The organism is Pseudomonas sp. Ma2-10, from assembly GCF_054330215.1.
The window spans coordinates 1-17,428 of the sequence record NZ_JBTEYL010000010.1 but is presented as its reverse complement, the minus strand read 5'-3'; the positions used below and the strand labels follow the sequence as shown (position 1 = coordinate 17,428).

Genomic DNA, 17,428 nt, shown 5'->3' with positions numbered 1-17,428 from the left:
TGTCAGGGCGTGAGGTCCGGGCGATTGACCAGCCAGTCGAGCAGCAAGTGGCTATCGCGGCGTGGCCCGGGAACGGTCCGAGCGCGCGGGTGATGGCCCATGCCGACGCACAGCACTGGCCGGTCCGGGTCACTGTCGAGAAAACTGATCAGGACGTCGCTGCCGGCCCTTGGCAGGCTGGACGGGTCAATCAGACCGTTCGGGTCTGCAAGGGCCACCGGAAGCCAGAGACCGGCAGATTCAAGCGGATCTGATGTCGCTGTTGGCCACAGCCTGACCTGTATTCGACCACGATCATCCAGCACAGCCGGCTGCCCGGCCAGGCCAAGCACCCGGGCGGGCTGATAACCCGGGATACTCGGCCGGGTCTGTCTGAGCGCCGGCCTGAATACCGTTGACCAGGGAATGGCGGTGAACTGATTGCGGTAATGGCGGACAGTGACGGGTTTGTCGGTGGCAAGAATCGAAGGTTGTTGCCCCTGATGTCGGGTTTCGGTGAGCAGCCACTGATCGTTGAAATTCGGCAGTGGGTGTTCTGCCACTTGCACGATCCGAGCGCTGCGCAGTTCGCTCTGGTTGCTTTGACCGTGGATCTGCAGGTGCTGGCAACGCAGACGGTCCAGTTGTCGTCGGCTCAATTGATCGTGATGGATGTGCTCGGACGCGGGCCGGACCATCACCGGCAATGGTTTGTTGAAAGCGTGGTTGGCCGCGCCATCGTCGGGTTTTTGCGAGCCACGGTTCCTGGCCTCCAGTCGTGAGGGATAGGGCCGCGAGTCATGGCGCTGGAACAACTCACGGATCACCGGCTCGTCGCTGTCTTCGGGCGCGTCGCCCTGGAAAGGCGTAAGCACGGGTTCCTGGGGGAAACTCAGGCTGTCATCCGCCAGGACCAGCACATGCCCGTCGCGCTGATGTTCGAAGTGATAGTGAATGCCTTCTGCTTCACACAGCCGTTGCAGCAATGCCAGATCGCTCTCCTCGTACTGAATGCAAAAAGGCCGGACGGGATAGTGCCCGTTCGATAATTCGAAACGATAGCTCCCCTCGGGCACATCATGTTCCTCCAGCAACTGGCGCAGGATCATCGGTACGCTGAGGTGATGAAAGACGCGGCGTGAACACGGCCGGTCGAGCCATTGAAGGTAGGGCACCAGCACCAGTTTGTAGTCGATCCGGTGGGGGCCGCGATGCTCGCGGCTGGCACTGTGAAGGACGCCATGAATACCCTGGCCTTCCATTAGGCTGAGGTACACCGGCTGTTGCAGCCATCGGTCGAGGCTCATGGCCGGTGCGAGGCCGATGACGTCGATGTCGAATCGATAGGGCTGGTTGAGGGCTTCTCGGCCACTGAACTGCAACACCTGCAAACTCAAATCGCCGTCGAGAAGTGTCAGGGTGAAGGGACTTTCCTTGTCGTTGTGCATCGAACGCGCTTCTGTCATGGAATACGGGCGCAGAGGGTACGAAACCACAGCCCTTTATGGTCACTGCAAACCGAAGTTTCAGAATCGCCCTACAACTGCCGGTGAAGATGTCGATTCGCCATGCGCGTGAACAGGGTAGATTTTTTGGTCGATTGCCAACTTTAGGGCGTATAAACTTGCGCCCTGCGTCGGCCAATAGATGTCTCGGCGCCACAGATCAAGAGAGTGAGTAATGGGCGCACAGTGGAAGGTTAAACACAAAGAAGCGGCATCTAACGCCAAGGGCAAGATCTTCGGCAAACTGGTAAAAGAAATCACCATTGCTGCCCGTAACGGTGCCGATATCGCTACCAACGCACACCTGCGTCTGGTGGTTGAACAGGCTAAAAAAGCGTCGATGCCCCGCGAAACCCTGGATCGCGCGATCAAGAAAGGTTCGGGCCAGCTCGGCGAAACCGTGCAATACCATCGTGTAACCTATGAAGGCTTCGCACCGCACCAGGTGCCGCTGATCGTCGAATGTGTGACTGACAACATCAACCGCACCGTCGCTGAAATCCGCGTCGCGTTCCGCAAGGGCCAATTGGGCGCTTCCGGTTCGGTCGCGTGGGACTTCAACCATGTCGGCTTGATCGAGGCGTCCCCGGACAGCCCAGACGCCGATCCGGAAATGGCCGCCATCGAAGCCGGCGCCCAGGATTTCGAGCCGGGCGAAGAAGAGGGCACGACCTTGTTCCTGACCGAGCCTGTGGACCTGGACGCCGTGCAGAAAGCGCTGCCCGAGCAAGGGTTCACCGTGTTGTCGGCCAAGCTGGGCTATCAGCCGAAAAACCCGGTCAGCGGTCTGAGCGATGAGCAGATGGCTGAAGTCGAAGCCTTCCTCGAAGGCCTCGATAACCACGATGACGTGCAGGACATGTTTGTCGGGTTGGCGGGTTAAACCGCTTCGAGCGTGTGATGACCTGTGGCGAGGCCCCTCGCCACAGGTTTGTGTTGGCTTCCCGTGGCTGAGGCCAATACCGTCAGCGCCTGAACTAGCTCGCTGAACCCCGGTCGCGTCAGCACCTGCGGCTGACAGCAGCGCTGCTGCAATTGCGCCAGCTGCACACGACCGTCATCGCTCAACCCCGAATCGATCCGCTCCAACAATTCCCCCAGCAAAACACCAAACGCCCGCACCTCGATGCGTTGCAGCGCACGGCTTTCAAGGCTGTCCGAGGTGGCATGAAACGACGCCGCGCCAAAATCCCCCAGCAGGCAATCACCGTGCTGATTCCACAGAATGTTGTGGCCGTAGAGGTCGCCGTGGGTGATGCCATGCCGGTGCAAATGTTCGGCGACCGAGGCGACGCCACACGCGATGCGCAATGCCACGCCAGCACTGAACCGGGTGTCATTGGCGTAAATGTCGCGGGTACATGACACCAGGCTCGGCAGCCCGGACAGATTGCGATAGCTCGGATCGATCAATTGCATCACCAGCCCGGCCTGGGCTTCTGGATGCCCGACGACGCGTCCTTTAACCCGGATCAGGTTGGGGTGACCGCCGGCGGTGATGCAGGCGTTCATTTCGTGCAATGGCGAGCCATCGCTGGTCATTTCGCCTTTGTAGAGTTTGACGGCGACCTGAGTGGCCGGTTGGCCCGGTCGATCCCAAATAGCCCGATGAATCACCCCCGACGCACCTTCGCCCAGTTGCTGCGCCAGACCCAGTTCGGACCAGGGAATGTGTGGCGTGGCTTCGAGAGCGGCCGCATCGGCTTCGGTCTCCAGCGGGTTGCCGGCGTACGCCAGCCAGGTCAGGCTTGGCAGGGTCAGCAACCACTCGGGCAACCCGGTCAACCGGTTGGCGGCGATGCGGATCAGTTCGAGTCGATGGCAATGACGCAAGCTCTCCGGCAAACGTCGCAAGCGGTTGCCGGCGAGCATGAGTTTTTGCAGGTGCGGGCGTTCACCCAGCTCGGCGGGCAGTTCCGTGACGCAGTTATCGGTCAGGATCAGCCAGCGCAGCAACGGTGGCAGGGCCGCGCCTGGCACGCGTTCGATGCGGTTGGCCTTGAAGCCGACCATCGTCAGTGCGGCGCATTGGCCCAGGCAGTCAGGCAGTTCGGTGAACAGATTGTCCGAGCAGAACAACACGCGCAAACGGGTCAGGCGGTGCAAGTCGTCCGGCAGACTGCTTAAGGCATTGCCGCTGAGGTTGAGGACTTCCAGCGAGTCCGCCAGGTCGAAAATTTCTCGCGGAAACTCCGTCAGGCCGCCGGTGAGGTCCAGGCGGGTAACGCCCGACAGTCGGCCGGCGCGTAGTTGGGCAAGGGTATCCATGAACAGATTCACTTTGATCGGGAGGAAGGCGCGGAGGCCTGGGAGCGGGCGACATGATACCGGCAAAGGGCGGGGACGTGTCAGACCGGATCCCTGACGTCGACCCGTTACTGCGCCGGCCTTCGCGAGTGTTCGGGCAGGGCTGACTGCTACGTCGATCGTTCCCATGCGGACGTTTCGACGCCTCGACGTGGGAACGATGAGTATCGGGAGTCAGAACTGGACGGTCTGCTTGAGCATCTGCGCCGCCGGCGTATCGGTCGGGCTGACCATCGCGTAGTTGTACCCGCCCCCCGACCAGTACTCGGCCTGCAACTCGCCATCGCTGCGACTGCCCCTGGGCAACAAGTAGTTTTTCGGACCCGGTGGGCGGACGTAGAAGCTGATCTTGTGCCCGCTCTGATCTTCGTAGACCACCATCGCTGCGGGCCCTTGCTCGGTGCTCAGCAAGCGTCCGCTGACCGGTTTGAAACCGGCGCCCGAGAGGTCAGGCAAGCGATTGGCCTGAGTGAAATAGCGATCGAGCCAACCTTGCATGTCACCGTCGCCGCTGACGTTGTAATCGGCCGGCAGGATGCCTTGCTGGGCAATCAGGCGATAGGCCTGCAGAGCATCGGTCATCGGCGGCGTGGTACTGATGAGCGTCATCTCCCGGGCTTGCCAGCCGCTGACCCCGCCGACACTGACCGCGATCAGCAACACGGCAGCGCTGGCCAGGTGGCGGCGAGATTGTCGTTTGAGGCGCTGGCGAATCAGCGCCGGGTCGAGCCCCGGGTTGGCCGGTTGCTGCAGGGCGCCGCTCAATGCCGCTCGCAATTGCTGGGCGTCCTGCTGCCAGGCACGCACTTGTGCCGCCACTTGCGCGTTGCTGGCCAGAAAAGTGTCCACCAGACGTCGGTCGGCATCGCTGAGTTGCTGGTCGACGTAGGCGTGCAGGTCACGCTCGCTTGGGGGCAGGCTGATCATTTGAGTCTCCGCAGAGAAGGGCGGGTGATTTCGCCATCGCTGAGCTGGCGCAAGGCCTGGCGGGCACGGGACAGGCGAGACATTACGGTGCCGGTGGGGACGTCGAGAATTTCGGCGACCTCTTTATAACTCAAGCCTTCGACCGAGACCCAGAGCAGCAGGGCGCGTTGTTCGGTGGTGAGATGATCGAAAGCTTGCAAGGCTGACTGGGCGATCACAGTGCGTTCCGCCGACGGCTGTGAATCTTCACGCCCGGTAAAGAATTCGAGCATCCGTGCATAACGCCGGGAGCGCCGCAGAGCATCGAGAAACTGTCGATACAGAATCGAAAACAACCAGGCGCGCAAGTCGCCCTCAGGGCGTTTGTTGCTCCAACTCGACAGCGCGCGCTCAAGGCAAGACTGGACCAGGTCGTCGGCACTGCTGGGGTTGCGCGTCAACGACACGGCAAACCGGCGCAATCTGGGAATGATTTCTCTCAGCTGTTCGTCGATATCGTTCATGAAGTTCTGGCGAGTCACTACGCTGTGGACTAGGAAGACGCCCGGCATTGGAGGTTATTCCACGCCTGAAAAAATAAATACCGCGCGATGGAATAAACCGCCGTGGGGTTCGTCTGCTTGATCCTTCTCACTTGTGGCCGATGGCCCTGGAGTCTTTCATGGTAGATCGCTCATCACCGCCCACCCGGCCACCCTTGAGTGCCGCGAGCCTGACGTTACGTCTGGCGGGTATCGCTGTGGTGGTTGCCGCAGTGGCCGGGGCTTTTGCCTACGTCAACGGTACCTTTGACCCACACCGCCTGACGCCGAAAAAGCTGATCAATGTGCTGGAGACCAACAATGGCGTACACCCGGGTTTCCGGCGCAACCACTCCAAAGGCGTGTGCGTGATCGGACATTTCGAGAGCAGCGGTGAGGCGCGCAGCTATTCCAGCGCTCAGGTGTTCAATGTAGCGCGGACCCCGGTGGTCGGGCGTTTCGCATTACCGGCCGGCAATCCTTATGCGCCAGACAACAGCGTGCCGATCCGCAGCCTGGCATTGCGATTCACCCAGGCCAACGGCCAGCAGTGGCGCACCGGAATGAACAGTATGCCGGTGTTTCCGGTGGGTACGCCCGAGGCGTTTTATCAGTTGCAACAAGCCCAGTCACCGGACCCGGCCACCGGCAAGCCGAACCCCACTGCGGTGCCGGCGTTCTTCGGCTCGCATCCAGAAGCAGCACCGTTCCTGGCCTGGATCAAAACGGCCAAGCCGTCGGCCAGTTACGTGACGGAGACCTACAACAGCGTCAATGCGTTTTACCTGGTGAGCGCGATCGGGCAACGGCAGGCGGTGCGCTGGAGCATGGTGCCAGTCGCTCAGGATGCCGCGGGTGCTACGGCGCCTGAAGGGGGTGAATTCCTGGAGAAAGACCTGGTTCAACGCATTTCCGCAGGGCCGCTGCGCTGGCAGTTGAACATCACCCTGGCCAACCCTGGCGACCCGGTCAACGACGCCAGCAAAGCCTGGCCCGAGGGTCGCAAAATGTTGAACGCCGGCACTCTGGTGCTCGAAAGCACTCAGCCTCAACTCAATGGCGAATGCCGTGACATCAACTACGACCCGCTGGTACTGCCCGCCGGCATAGAAGGTTCCGACGACCCGTTGCTCGCCGCTCGTTCAGCGGGGTACGCCACTTCCTACTTGCGTCGTACCAGCGAAGTCAACCAGTTGCCCGCGGCTAATAAACAGGAGTCTCGTCAATGAGCGCTCAACCGAACCACTTCGCGCCGTTAGCGCGATTGCTGCACTGGCTGATGGCGCTGATGATCATCGCCATGCTGTTTATCGGCGCGGGCATGGCCGCTTCGGTGTCCGAGCGTCATCAGTGGCTGATTCATCTGCACAAACCCTTAGGCGTCGCGATTTTGCTCTTGGTGATCGTGCGCCTGGCCGTGCGCTTTTCCACTCAACAGCCACCGCTGCCAGCGGATCTGCCAGGTTGGCAAGCGCTGGCGGCCAAGGCTTCGCATGTTTTGTTGTACGCCTTGATGCTGGTCCTGCCGCTGCTGGGCTGGGCAATGATGTCGGCGGCGGGGGATCCGGTGATGCTCAGCAGTTCATTGCAGTTGCCATCGATCCTGCCGGCCAATGCGCAAGTGTTTGCGCTCCTGCGCAAGGCTCACGGGTATTTGGCGTATCTACTGTTTTTGACCGTGCTACTGCATTTGGCGGCGGCCTTGTTTCACGGTTGGGTGCGCCGCGATGACGTGCTGGACAGCATGTTGCGGGGCAAGGATCGCGGCTAAAAGATCATTCAGCGCAAGGTATCGACCATGCCCGCGACGGTAGTCAGCACATCCTTGCCCAACTGCTTCGAGCGCTTGCCGGACCAACCGGTTAGCGCATTGGGTGCGTCGTTGTTGTCCTTGAAGGGCATTTCCAGAGTCAGCGACAGGCAGTCGAATTTCTCGCCGACACTGTTGCACGCCAGGGTCATGTTGGCGTTGCCCGGTTCGTCGCGGGTGTAGCCGTGCTTGGTCTGGAAGTCCTTGGTCTGGTGCTTCAGATGACTGCGAAAGTGCTCTTCAAGTTTTTCGATTCGTGGCGTGTAGCCCGGGTTGCCTTCGCAACCGGCGGTGAACACGTAGGGAATTTCTTCATCGCCATGGATGTCGAGGAACAGGTCCACGCCGTACTTTTCCATCTGCTGCTGAACGAACAGCACTTCCGGGCTGATTTCCTGGCTGGCGCTCTGCCATGCGCGGTTCAGGTCCTGGCCCATGGCGTTGGAGCGCAGGTGACCGTGGAAAGCGCCGTCGGGGTTCATGTTCGGAACCAGGTACAGATCGGCGCTGGTCAGCAGTTTGTTCAATACGGGATCGTCGTGTTTGTCGAGACGTTCGATCACGCCTTCCATGAACCATTCGGCCATGTGTTCACCGGGATGTTGCTGGGCGATGATCCAGACCTTGCGTTGACCTTCGGCGCCTGTGCCTTTACGCAGCAGCTGGATGTCTCGACCTTCGACGCTCTTGCCGGTGGCCAGCAGTTCGGTACCGGCCTTGGTCAGCGCTTGTTCGATCAACCAGTCATGACGACCGCGGCTGTAGGGTTCGAAATAAGCAAACCAGGCGTGAGTGGCGGTGGCTTCAAGGCTGAAGCGCAGGCAGTCACCTTCGAAAATGGTCGGCACCCGGAACCAGTTGACGTGGTCGTAGGATGCCACCGCCTGATAACCATCCCAGGCTTTGTTGTAGGAGGACTGGCTGGCGTTGTTCAGACGAAACCAGTGTTCCTGACCAACGTGCAGACCGCTGGCCTTGAAGTGGAACCACTGAAAGTGTTGGCTGCGGGTGTCTGGCGTGATGGCCAGCAGGGCTTGCAACGGATTGCTGATGTCCAGCACTTTAATGTTGCCACTGTCGAAGTTGGCACTGATGTCGAAAGAGGATTTAGCCACGGTCATAGTCGATTCCTGAATATGATTTTTATGGCAGTTACTTTACACGCTGGGAAGGGGGAAGCCGGGAAATTCTGGGATGAAGCGGGGGGCGTCCTCCTTGACGCTTATGCAGCTTAGAGACTGTGCGATTGATTCTCAAGCGCTATTTTTGATTAGTTTGGACCAATGATGCCGGGCTTCTTTTGCCAATGGATATTCTTTTGATATCATCCGCGCCATTCGAATTTGCAGCACCTAAAGACTTCATTAGCCTGAAGGTAAAGCCAGAATAACTGGCAAAAAAAAGACCCGGCAAAAAAGCCGGGTCAAAAACCGTGATTAGCCTGATGAGGAGATAGTCCAGGAGACCGACCTAAGGTCACTTGGACAATCGGCTGATCTCGCGACCAGCTGCAAGCAATAATAATCATTCTCGTTTGCAAGTCAAATGTTTTTATCTGCTCGATTGGAAAATTCTTTCCCTTCCTCCTCGACAGTACCCTCGTCTCACCCGTTCTGATCGCCCTCCAGGGATCGATCTACCATTGCCTTGGCCATGTCGATCATGTGTACCGCCGAAAACGCCAGGTCCCGACTTGCTCCCTGCAAATTGCTGGCTGACTCGTGCGCGATAGCGGCGGCACAACGCAGCAAATCCGTGGCATGGACCAGCGCCTCTTCGCAGCTGATGTTGCGGTTTACGTCAAAAAAACGTTCTTCGACCACTTCCTCTGAAACAGCTGGTTTCAAGTAATAGTCCAGCGCTCGTTGCGCGGCGGCAGAGCCTTTGGGCGAGGTGAGGGAAGTGTCGATTTGCATGTCGGGCAGGTCGTTGCAGGGGATGGACATGGCGATGGCAAGCTCCGTGATAGGTTTAGATCCGTGAACCAATCCTAGTACGTACTGTATTTATGACGAGAGATTAAATACTACAATTTGTGTTTTGATGGCCGGAGGCGCCCACGTATCGTGCCGCACATGGATAAATGGATTGAATTGGTCAAGGCCAAGATGAGTGAACTCAAAGTCACTCAAGAGATACTCGCCGACCGTCTTGGGATGTCCCAGGGCGGCGTGGGTCACTGGCTGAATAAACGCCGTCAGCCGAGCATCGAAGACATGAACCGTGTCTTGCGGGCGCTCGGGATGGATTTTCTGGAAGTGGCGATGGTGATCCGGGAGCCTTTAGCCCTGCCGGACAACGAGATTTCCCTGGCGCAAAAGTACAACCCGTATTTCCGCTACCCGGTCAGTGACTGGCGGGCGCCTGCCGAGGTACGCGACGGTGAGCTGTCGGTGTATGGCAAGCCACGTTTCGAACTGACCGATTACCACGCCCAGGGCCCGGCATTCTGGCTGGTGGTGGTCGGCGATGCGATGACCGCACCCACCGGCGTGAGCATCGCCGAGGGCATGATGATCCTGGTGGACCCGGCCATTGTGCCGGAGCCCGGAAAGCTGGTGATCGCCCAATGGCCCGACAGCGCCGAGGCGACCTTTCGCAAACTGATAGAAGAGGGCGGGCAGCGTTACCTGGTCCCGCTCAATCCGACGTATCCCAAAGCCCTTTACTCCGAAGAGTGTCGAATTATCGGTGTGGTGGTTCAGGCGACAGCCAGGTTCTAATCAGATCGGTCCTCGCAAGACGTAGGACCGATCTTCATTTCATGCTTCTTCAAACTCGACCAATGCACTGCCCTCACTGACCATTTCGCCTTCCTGGCAATACAGCGCCTTGATCACCCCGGCGTGTGGTGCACGAATGCTGTGCTCCATCTTCATCGCCTCCAGCACCACCAACTGCGCCCCGGCTTCGACCGTTTGCCCGGCTTCCACCAGGACCCGCACGATGCTGCCATTCATGGGGGCGGTCAGCCCGCCGTGATGGCTGTGACTGGCCTCGACGGCGCTGATCGGGTCGTAGGACTCGATGCGGCGCAACTCACCTTCCCATTGCAGATACAGAACGTCGCCCCGGCGGATTGCCCGATGCTGGCGGCGCAGGCCGTTGTGCTCGGTCAGCAGTTGCTCGCCCTTGAGTTGAGCGGTGTGGGCATCAGCGTCGCCTAATGTCAGCGCGCGATCCTGGCCTTCACAACTCAAATGCAGAGTGATTTCCGCCGGCAGTCCGGCACGGAAACCATTGCTGTTGGCCCACGGCGAAACCGGGTCGTCGGCACGGGTCGTACTCGGCTGGCTTTGGGCAAACGCCTGGGCGGCGGCTTGCCAGAATTCGTCACTGAGGTCCGAGGCGACTGGCAGCAGTTCTTGCTGATAACGCGGAATGAACCCGGTATCCAGTTCGGCCGCAGCAAACGCCGGATGGCCAACGATCCGGCGCAGGAAGTTGATGTTGGTCTTGAGCCCGCCGATGGCAAACTCATCGAGCATGCTCAGCAGCCGCAGTCGCGCCTGTTCACGATCCTCGCCCCAGGCAATCAGTTTGCCGAGCATCGGGTCGTAGAACGGTGAAATGTCATCGCCTTCTTCGACGCCACTGTCCACCCGCCGTCCCGGACCTTGCGTGGACTCGCGATACAGATTCAATCGACCGGTCGCCGGCAGGAAATCATTGCCCGGGTCTTCGGCATACAACCGCACTTCGATGGCATGGCCGATGAGCGGAACCTCGGCTTGAGTCATCGGCAGCGCTTCGCCACGGGCTACACGAATCTGCCAGGCGACCAGATCGAGGCCGGTGATGGCTTCGGTGACCGGGTGTTCGACCTGCAGGCGCGTGTTCATCTCCATAAAGAAGAACTCCCCGCGCGAATCCAGCAGAAACTCCACGGTGCCGGCGCCGACATAACCGATGGCCTGTGCTGATCGCACAGCGGCCTCGCCCATGGCGCGACGCAGTTCCGGACTCAAGCCTGGCGCGGGTGCTTCCTCAACGACTTTTTGGTGCCGACGCTGGATCGAGCAATCACGTTCGTTGAGGTACAGGCAGTTGCCCTGCTGGTCGGCGAAGACCTGGATTTCCACGTGACGTGGTTTGAGCAGGTACTTTTCCACCAGCATCCGCGAATCGCCGAACGAGGAGGTCGCTTCCCGTTGGGCCGAGGCCAGGGCTTCGGCCAATTGACTGACGTCCTCGACCACTTTCATGCCTTTGCCGCCGCCCCCAGCGGTGGCCTTGAGCAGCACCGGATAACCGATGCATTCGCAAGCGTCGCGGAAGGTGTCGAGGTCCTGAGCTTCGCCGTGATAGCCAGGCACCAGCGGCACGCCGGCGGTTTCCATCAAGGCTTTGGCGGCAGATTTGCTGCCCATCGCATCGATGGCCGAGGCGGGCGGGCCGAGGAAAATCAGGCCAGCTTCTTCGATAGCACGGGCGAATCCGGCGTTCTCGGAAAGAAAGCCATAACCCGGATGAATCGCCTGAGCACCGCTGGCCTTGGCGGCGGCGATCAGTTTGTCGATTTGCAGGTAACTGTCGGCCGCTTTGCTGCCACCGAGGTCGACGCGGATATCCGCTTCGCGGCTGTGTCGGGCGTCACGGTCAGTGGCGCTATGCACAGCCACAGTGGTCAGGCCCAGGGCTTTGGCGGTGCGCATCACCCGGCAAGCGATTTCGCCGCGGTTGGCCACCAGCAGGGTGGTGAGAACAGGTGCGCTCATCAACGCGGCTCCTTGGTGGTGGTTTCGGCTTGCCAGTTCGGCGGGCGTTTTTGCAGAAAGGCTCGCAGGCCTTCCTGACCTTCGGCGCTGACGCGGATGCGGGCGATGGCGTTTTCGGTGTAGCGGCGTAGCGCCGGGGTCAGCGCGCCGTGGCCGACTTCACGCAGCAGATCCTTGCTGGCACGCATGGCGGCCGGGCTGTTGAGTAACAGGTTGTCGATCCATTGGTCGACTTTCTGTTCCAGTTCTGCGATCGGGTAACTCTCAGACAACAAACCGATTTCCCGCGCTCGTTGTCCGCCGAAACGCTCGGCGGTCAGCGCATAGCGTCGCGCCGCGCGTTCGCCGATGGCTTGCACCACGAACGGACTGATCACCGCCGGAGCCAGGCCGATGCGCACTTCCGACAGGCAGAATTGCGCGTCATCGGCGCCAATGGCCATGTCGCAGCAACTGATCAGGCCCAGCGCACCACCGAATGCAGCGCCTTGCACCACCGCCAGCGTCGGGACTTTCAGTTTGGCGAGGTTGTACATCAACTCCGCCAGTTCCCGGGCGTCGTCGAGGTTGGTGTGGTAATCGAGTTCGGCCGATTGCTGCATCCAGGCAAGGTCTGCGCCAGCGCTGAAATGCTTGCCGCGTCCACGCACTAACAGAAAACGCAGACTGGCATCGCTCGACACTTTGTCCAGCGCGAGGATCAGTTCGCGGATCATTTCAGCGTTGAACGCGTTGTTCTTTTCTTCACGGCTGAGCCACAGGGTCGCAAAACCACGCGGGTCGGTCAGCAGTTCGAGGGTGTTGAAGTCGCTCATGATTTTCTCCCGATCACATCCGGAACACGCCGAAGCGGCTCTGTTCGACAGGCGCATTCAGCGACGCCGACAAGGCCAGGGCCAATACATCGCGGGTTTGCGCCGGGTCGATGACGCCGTCGTCCCACAACCGGGCGCTGGAGTAGTAGGGATGACCCTGTTCTTCATATTGGTCGAGGATCGGTTGCTTGATCCCGGCTTCCTGCTCGGCACTGAAACTGTGACCACTGCGCTCGGCCTGCTCGCGTTTAACCTGCACCAAAACACCCGCGGCCTGCTCGGCGCCCATCACGCCGATGCGTGCGTTCGGCCACATCCACAGGAAACGTGGATCGTAAGCTCGCCCACACATGCCGTAGTTACCGGCACCGAAACTGCCGCCGATGATCACGGTAAATTTCGGCACCTTGGCGCACGCCACGGCGGTCACCAGTTTTGCGCCATGCTTGGCGATGCCGCCGGCCTCGTATTTCTGGCCGACCATGAAACCGGTGATGTTTTGCAGGAACAACAATGGAATGCCGCGCTGGCAGGCCAGCTCGATGAAGTGCGCGCCTTTCTGCGCGGCCTCGGCGAACAGAATGCCGTTGTTGGCGAGGATCGCGATCGGGTAACCGTGCAAGTGCGCAAAGCCGCACACCAGGGTCGTCCCGAACAGTGCTTTGAATTCGTCGAACACCGAACCGTCGACCAACCGCGCAATCACTTCGCGCACGTCGAACGGCTGCTTGGCATCCGCCGGCACCACGCCGTACAACTCGTCGTTGTTGTAGAGCGGGGCAATTGGCGTGCGCAGTTGCAGTTCGCCGAGCTTGCGCCAGTTGAGGTTGGCGATGCTGCGTCGCGCAATGGCCAAGGCGTGTTCGTCGCTCTCAGCATAGTGGTCGGCCACCCCGGAAATTTTGCAGTGCACATCGGCTCCGCCGAGGTCTTCGGCGCTGACCACTTCACCGGTGGCGGCTTTCACCAGCGGCGGGCCGGCGAGGAAAATCGTTGCTTGCTCGCGCACCATGATCGCTTCGTCGGCCATCGCCGGCACGTACGCGCCACCGGCGGTGCAGGACCCCATGACCACCGCGATTTGCGGGATGCCCATGGCGCTCATGTTGGCCTGGTTGAAGAAGATCCGTCCGAAGTGCTCACGGTCCGGGAACACTTCATCCTGACGTGGCAGGTTGGCGCCGCCGGAATCCACCAGGTAAATGCAAGGCAAGCGGTTCTGCTGGGCGATGGTTTGGGCGCGCAGGTGTTTTTTCACGGTCAGTGGGTAATACGAGCCACCTTTTACGGTGGCATCGTTGGCGACGATCATGCATTCGACGCCTTCCACACGGCCGATCCCGGCAATCACGCCAGCGGCCGGAACGTCTTCACCATAAACCTCGTAGGCCGCCAATTGGCTGATCTCGAGAAACGGCGAACCCAGATCGAGCAGGCGATTAATTCGTTCACGAGGCAGTAGTTTGCCCCGCGAGGTATGGCGCTCTTGCGCCTTCGGGCCGCCACCTTGCTGCACTTTAGCGAGCAGGGTGTGCAGGTCGTCGACCTGCTTGAGCATCGCCGCGCTGTTGGCCGCGAACTCCGCCGAACGGGGGTTGAGCTGGGTATGCAGGATAGCCATGGACAGCTCCGTTTAGCGGGTTTCGTTGAACAGTTCGCGACCGATCAGCATGCGACGGATCTCACTGGTGCCGGCACCGATTTCGTACAGCTTGGCGTCACGCAGCAGACGACCGGCCGGGAATTCGTTGATGTAGCCATTGCCACCGAGAATCTGGATCGCGTCGAGGGCCATTTGTGTGGCGCGTTCGGCGCTGTAAAGGATCACGCCGGCGGCATCCTTGCGGGTGGTTTCGCCGCGTTCACATGCTTGCGCTACCGCATAGAGGTAGGCGCGGCTGGCGTTGAGTTGGGTGTACATGTCGGCGACCTTGCCCTGGATCAGCTGGAATTCGCCGATGCTTTGGCCGAACTGCTTGCGGTCGTGGATGTACGGCACGATCAGGTCCATGCAGGCCTGCATGATCCCGGTCGGGCCGCCGGACAGGACAACGCGTTCGTAATCGAGGCCGCTCATCAGCACCTTCACGCCGCCGTTGAGCACGCCGAGGATGTTTTCTTCCGGTACTTCGACGTCATCGAAGAACAGCTCGCAGGTGTTGGAACCGCGCATGCCGAGCTTGTCGAATTTGTTGCTGCGACTGAAGCCTTTGGAATCACGCTCTACGATGAACGCGGTGATGCCGTGTGGGCCTTTTTCCAGGTCGGTCTTGGCGTAGATCACATAGGTGTTGGCGTCCGGGCCGTTGGTGATCCAGGTTTTACTGCCATTGAGAACGTAGTGATCGCCGCGTTTATCGGCGCGCAGTTTCATCGACACCACGTCAGAACCGGCATTCGGTTCGCTCATGGCCAGGGCGCCGATGTGCTCGCCGCTGATCAGCTTCGGCAGGTATTTGGTTTTCTGTTCGTGATTGCCGTTGCGGTTGATCTGGTTGACGCAAAGGTTGGAGTGCGCGCCATAGGACAGGGCGACCGACGCCGAACCACGGCTGATTTCTTCCATGATCACCACGTGGGCCAGGTAACCCAGGCCAGCCCCGCCGTATTCTTCCGGGACGGTCACGCCCAGCAGGCCCATGTCGCCGAATTTACGCCACAGGTCGGCGGGGAACAGGTTGTCGATGTCGATCTGAGCGGCGCGTGGTGCGATCTCTTTGGCGACGAAGGACTGAACCTGATCGCGCAACATGTCGATGGTTTCACCGAGGGCAAAGTTCAGGGATGGGTAGCTCATGGGTCACCTTTTGGCGTTTTTGTAGGGTAGGGAGGGCAGTGATGTGGCTCTCACCTTTACGTTAACGTAAGCCTGTGGCGAATGGCTGTCAATCACCCTTTACGTTAACGTCAACTTGAGCGAGAGTAGAGCCCGTTCTGAATGATCGGGGCTAGCCATATGCCTCTTTCCAACAACCCACTAATAAAGACAATAGGGGTCGTCATGGATCAACCCAGTGCAAGCTCGCAGCGCAGTTACACCCGTGGTTCCCAGGACAAAGCCTTGCTGGCGATGACCATCGGCCAGGCGTTCGATAACACCGTCGCGCAGTACCCGACCGGGGAGGCGCTGGTCGTGCGCCATCAACAGTTGCGTTACACCTGGCAGCAACTGGCCGAAGCGGTGGATCTGCATGCCAAAGCGTTGTTGGCGCTGGGCTTGCAGGCCGGTGACCGTCTCGGTATCTGGGCACCGAACTGCGCCCAGTGGTGTATCAGTCAGTTCGCCAGCGCGAAAATCGGCGTGATTCTGGTCAACATCAACCCGGCCTACCGCCGCTCCGAACTCGAATATGTGTTGAAGCAATCCGGTTGCCAATGGCTGGTCTGCGCCGGCGCCTTCAAGACCTCCGACTATCACGGGATGCTGCAAGGCCTCGTTCCCGAGCTGGCTGAGCAATCCATTGGAGCATTGCAGAGCGAACGACTGCCGGAGCTGCGCGGTGTCATCAGTCTTGATGTTCAGCCGCCCTCGGGTTTCCTGCCGTGGTCGCAATTGGCCGATCTCGCGGGGAGCGTGTCGGCCGAGCAGTTGAGCGAACGTCAACACAGCCTGCATTTCGACCAGGCGGTGAACATCCAGTACACCTCCGGCACCACCGGCTTCCCGAAAGGCGCGACCCTCAGTCACTACAATATTCTCAACAACGGTTACATGGTCGGCGAAAGCCTCGGCCTGACCGCCAGTGATCGTTTGGTCATCCCGGTGCCGCTGTACCACTGCTTCGGCATGGTCATGGGCAACCTCGGTTGCATGACCCACGGCAGCACCATGATTTACCCCAACGATGCGTTCGATCCACTGCTGACATTGACCAGCGTCGCCGAAGAAAAGGCCACCGCGCTTTATGGTGTACCGACCATGTTCATTGCCATGCTCGATCAGCCCAAACGTGCTGAATTCGATCTGTCGAGCCTGCGCACCGGGATCATGGCCGGGGCGACCTGTCCGATCGAAGTGATGCGCCGGGTCATCAGTGAAATGCACATGAGCGAAGTGCAGATTGCCTACGGCATGACGGAAACAAGTCCGGTGTCGTTGCAGACCGGTCCGTCAGACGAACTGGAGTTGCGCGTCACCACCGTTGGCCGCACCCAGCCACAACTGGAAAGCAAAATCATCGATGAGGCGGGCAACCTGGTGCCTCGCGGCACTATCGGTGAGCTGTGCACCCGCGGCTATAGCGTGATGCTCGGTTACTGGAACAACCCGCAAGGCACCGCCGAAGCCATCGACCAGGCTGGCTGGATGCACACCGGTGATCTGGCGAGCATGAACGACGAAGGCTACGTATGCATTGCCGGGCGTAACAAGGACATGATCATCCGCGGCGGTGAGAATATTTACCCGCGGGAGCTGGAAGAGTTCTTCTTTACCCACCCGGCGGTGGCGGATGTGCAAGTGATCGGAATTCCGTGCTCGCGGTATGGCGAAGAGATTGTCGCCTGGATCAAGTTTCATCCGGACCACAGTGCCACCGAGCAGGAGCTGCAAACGTGGTGCAAGGAACGCATCGCGCACTTCAAGACACCGCGTTACTTTAAATTTGTCGATGAGTTTCCGATGACCGTAACCGGGAAGATTCAAAAGTTTCGGATGCGAGAGATCAGTGTTGAGGAGTTGAAAGCAAAAAATCATCTTTAGAAGCTGCGCAACTATTTTTAATGGGAGGTTGAGGGACCTCCCATCGTATCCGCTCCATGAACCCCACATTCCAAGCGAATAGCTGAAGCTTGATGCTTTGCTCCCGATTTCCTTCAGGAGCCAGCACCATGATGCGACCCGACG

At 59.8% G+C, this 17,428-nt stretch carries 15 protein-coding genes; 5 read left to right on the top strand and 10 right to left on the bottom strand.

Annotation, left to right across the window (positions count from 1 at the left end):
- Positions 1–2: 2 nt before the first annotated feature.
- Positions 3–1,427, bottom strand: a complete 1,425-nt coding sequence (locus ACXPVS_RS14165) for a type VI secretion system Vgr family protein (protein WP_458510494.1) — start codon at positions 1,425–1,427, stop codon at positions 3–5.
- 232 nt (positions 1,428–1,659) lie between these two features.
- Between ACXPVS_RS14165 and ACXPVS_RS14160 the strand changes: the two genes are divergently transcribed.
- A complete protein-coding gene (locus ACXPVS_RS14160) occupies positions 1,660–2,367 on the top strand; it encodes a YebC/PmpR family DNA-binding transcriptional regulator (protein WP_458510493.1) in 708 nt (235 codons plus the stop codon).
- On the opposite strand, the gene ACXPVS_RS14155 is transcribed toward ACXPVS_RS14160, so the two are convergent.
- The 3 genes from ACXPVS_RS14155 to ACXPVS_RS14145 form a co-directional block, all read right to left on the bottom strand.
- Complete coding sequence (locus ACXPVS_RS14155) at positions 2,364–3,752, bottom strand: leucine-rich repeat-containing protein kinase family protein (protein WP_458510492.1); 1,389 nt, start codon at positions 3,750–3,752, stop codon at positions 2,364–2,366. The two genes, ACXPVS_RS14160 and ACXPVS_RS14155, sit on opposite strands and share 4 nt — an antisense overlap.
- Before the next feature lie 213 nt (positions 3,753–3,965).
- Positions 3,966–4,718, bottom strand: a complete 753-nt coding sequence (locus ACXPVS_RS14150) for an anti-sigma factor family protein (RefSeq protein WP_458510491.1) — start codon at positions 4,716–4,718, stop codon at positions 3,966–3,968.
- Positions 4,715–5,221 carry an RNA polymerase sigma factor gene (locus tag ACXPVS_RS14145; protein ID WP_458510610.1) on the bottom strand — a complete coding sequence of 169 codons (507 nt, stop codon included), beginning with the start codon at positions 5,219–5,221 and terminating at the stop codon, positions 4,715–4,717. Before ACXPVS_RS14145 ends, ACXPVS_RS14150 begins: the two co-directional genes overlap by 4 nt.
- A 158-nt stretch (positions 5,222–5,379) precedes the next feature.
- On the opposite strand from ACXPVS_RS14145, the gene ACXPVS_RS14140 reads away from it, so the two are divergent.
- Positions 5,380–6,468, top strand: a complete 1,089-nt coding sequence (locus tag ACXPVS_RS14140) for a catalase family peroxidase (RefSeq protein WP_458510490.1) — start codon at positions 5,380–5,382, stop codon at positions 6,466–6,468.
- Complete coding sequence (locus ACXPVS_RS14135) at positions 6,465–7,010, top strand: cytochrome b (protein ID WP_458510489.1); 546 nt, start codon at positions 6,465–6,467, stop codon at positions 7,008–7,010. The genes ACXPVS_RS14140 and ACXPVS_RS14135 overlap by 4 nt, the downstream gene beginning before the upstream one ends.
- 8 nt (positions 7,011–7,018) lie before the next feature.
- Here ACXPVS_RS14135 and ACXPVS_RS14130 read toward each other — a convergent pair whose 3' ends face one another.
- The gene (locus ACXPVS_RS14130) at positions 7,019–8,170 is read right to left on the bottom strand and encodes a M14 family metallopeptidase (protein ID WP_458510488.1); all 1,152 of its coding nucleotides are present in this window, start codon (positions 8,168–8,170) and stop codon (positions 7,019–7,021) included.
- A 483-nt stretch (positions 8,171–8,653) separates the two neighbouring features.
- On the bottom strand, positions 8,654–8,995 hold the full coding sequence (locus tag ACXPVS_RS14125) for a DUF6124 family protein (RefSeq protein WP_458510487.1): 342 nt from the start codon (positions 8,993–8,995) through the stop codon (positions 8,654–8,656).
- A 129-nt stretch (positions 8,996–9,124) separates the two neighbouring features.
- Between ACXPVS_RS14125 and ACXPVS_RS14120 the strand changes: the two genes are divergently transcribed.
- Entirely contained in the window at positions 9,125–9,772 is a 648-nt protein-coding gene (locus tag ACXPVS_RS14120) for a LexA family protein (protein ID WP_458510486.1), read from the top strand.
- A gap of 39 nt (positions 9,773–9,811) precedes the next feature.
- Here ACXPVS_RS14120 and ACXPVS_RS14115 read toward each other — a convergent pair whose 3' ends face one another.
- The 4 genes from ACXPVS_RS14115 to ACXPVS_RS14100 are packed head-to-tail and all read right to left on the bottom strand — an operon-like array spanning position 9,812 to position 15,379.
- Entirely contained in the window at positions 9,812–11,767 is a 1,956-nt protein-coding gene (locus tag ACXPVS_RS14115) for an acetyl/propionyl/methylcrotonyl-CoA carboxylase subunit alpha (protein ID WP_458510485.1), read from the bottom strand.
- Positions 11,767–12,582 carry a gamma-carboxygeranoyl-CoA hydratase gene (locus ACXPVS_RS14110; RefSeq protein ID WP_458510484.1) on the bottom strand — a complete coding sequence of 272 codons (816 nt, stop codon included), beginning with the start codon at positions 12,580–12,582 and terminating at the stop codon, positions 11,767–11,769. Before ACXPVS_RS14110 ends, ACXPVS_RS14115 begins: the two co-directional genes overlap by 1 nt.
- 13 nt (positions 12,583–12,595) lie before the next feature.
- Positions 12,596–14,203 carry a carboxyl transferase domain-containing protein gene (locus ACXPVS_RS14105; RefSeq protein WP_458510483.1) on the bottom strand — a complete coding sequence of 536 codons (1,608 nt, stop codon included), beginning with the start codon at positions 14,201–14,203 and terminating at the stop codon, positions 12,596–12,598.
- 12 nt (positions 14,204–14,215) lie between these two features.
- Positions 14,216–15,379, bottom strand: a complete 1,164-nt coding sequence (locus ACXPVS_RS14100; protein ID WP_129436997.1) for an isovaleryl-CoA dehydrogenase — start codon at positions 15,377–15,379, stop codon at positions 14,216–14,218.
- Positions 15,380–15,583: 204 nt separating this feature from the next.
- Here ACXPVS_RS14100 and ACXPVS_RS14095 point away from each other — a divergent pair, with 204 nt between their 5' ends.
- Positions 15,584–17,284 carry an AMP-binding protein gene (locus ACXPVS_RS14095; RefSeq protein ID WP_458510482.1) on the top strand — a complete coding sequence of 567 codons (1,701 nt, stop codon included), beginning with the start codon at positions 15,584–15,586 and terminating at the stop codon, positions 17,282–17,284.
- The last annotated feature ends 144 nt before the right edge of the window (positions 17,285–17,428 follow it).

What these genes read in the sequence shown, in the direction of transcription:
- ACXPVS_RS14095 (WP_458510482.1), top strand. Translation starts at nt 15,584, where the DNA reads ATGGATCAACCCAGTGCAAGCTCGCAGCGCAGTTACACCCGTGGTTCC.
- ACXPVS_RS14125 (WP_458510487.1), bottom strand. Translation starts at nt 8,995, where the DNA reads ATGTCCATCCCCTGCAACGACCTGCCCGACATGCAAATCGACACTTCC.
- ACXPVS_RS14120 (WP_458510486.1), top strand. Translation starts at nt 9,125, where the DNA reads ATGGATAAATGGATTGAATTGGTCAAGGCCAAGATGAGTGAACTCAAA.
- ACXPVS_RS14100 (WP_129436997.1), bottom strand. Translation starts at nt 15,379, where the DNA reads ATGAGCTACCCATCCCTGAACTTTGCCCTCGGTGAAACCATCGACATG.
- ACXPVS_RS14155 (WP_458510492.1), bottom strand. Translation starts at nt 3,752, where the DNA reads ATGGATACCCTTGCCCAACTACGCGCCGGCCGACTGTCGGGCGTTACC.
- ACXPVS_RS14160 (WP_458510493.1), top strand. Translation starts at nt 1,660, where the DNA reads ATGGGCGCACAGTGGAAGGTTAAACACAAAGAAGCGGCATCTAACGCC.
- ACXPVS_RS14115 (WP_458510485.1), bottom strand. Translation starts at nt 11,767, where the DNA reads ATGAGCGCACCTGTTCTCACCACCCTGCTGGTGGCCAACCGCGGCGAA.
- ACXPVS_RS14140 (WP_458510490.1), top strand. Translation starts at nt 5,380, where the DNA reads ATGGTAGATCGCTCATCACCGCCCACCCGGCCACCCTTGAGTGCCGCG.
- ACXPVS_RS14135 (WP_458510489.1), top strand. Translation starts at nt 6,465, where the DNA reads ATGAGCGCTCAACCGAACCACTTCGCGCCGTTAGCGCGATTGCTGCAC.
- ACXPVS_RS14150 (WP_458510491.1), bottom strand. Translation starts at nt 4,718, where the DNA reads ATGATCAGCCTGCCCCCAAGCGAGCGTGACCTGCACGCCTACGTCGAC.
- ACXPVS_RS14145 (WP_458510610.1), bottom strand. Translation starts at nt 5,221, where the DNA reads ATGAACGATATCGACGAACAGCTGAGAGAAATCATTCCCAGATTGCGC.
- ACXPVS_RS14110 (WP_458510484.1), bottom strand. Translation starts at nt 12,582, where the DNA reads ATGAGCGACTTCAACACCCTCGAACTGCTGACCGACCCGCGTGGTTTT.
- ACXPVS_RS14105 (WP_458510483.1), bottom strand. Translation starts at nt 14,203, where the DNA reads ATGGCTATCCTGCATACCCAGCTCAACCCCCGTTCGGCGGAGTTCGCG.
- ACXPVS_RS14130 (WP_458510488.1), bottom strand. Translation starts at nt 8,170, where the DNA reads ATGACCGTGGCTAAATCCTCTTTCGACATCAGTGCCAACTTCGACAGT.
- ACXPVS_RS14165 (WP_458510494.1), bottom strand. Translation starts at nt 1,427, where the DNA reads ATGCACAACGACAAGGAAAGTCCCTTCACCCTGACACTTCTCGACGGC.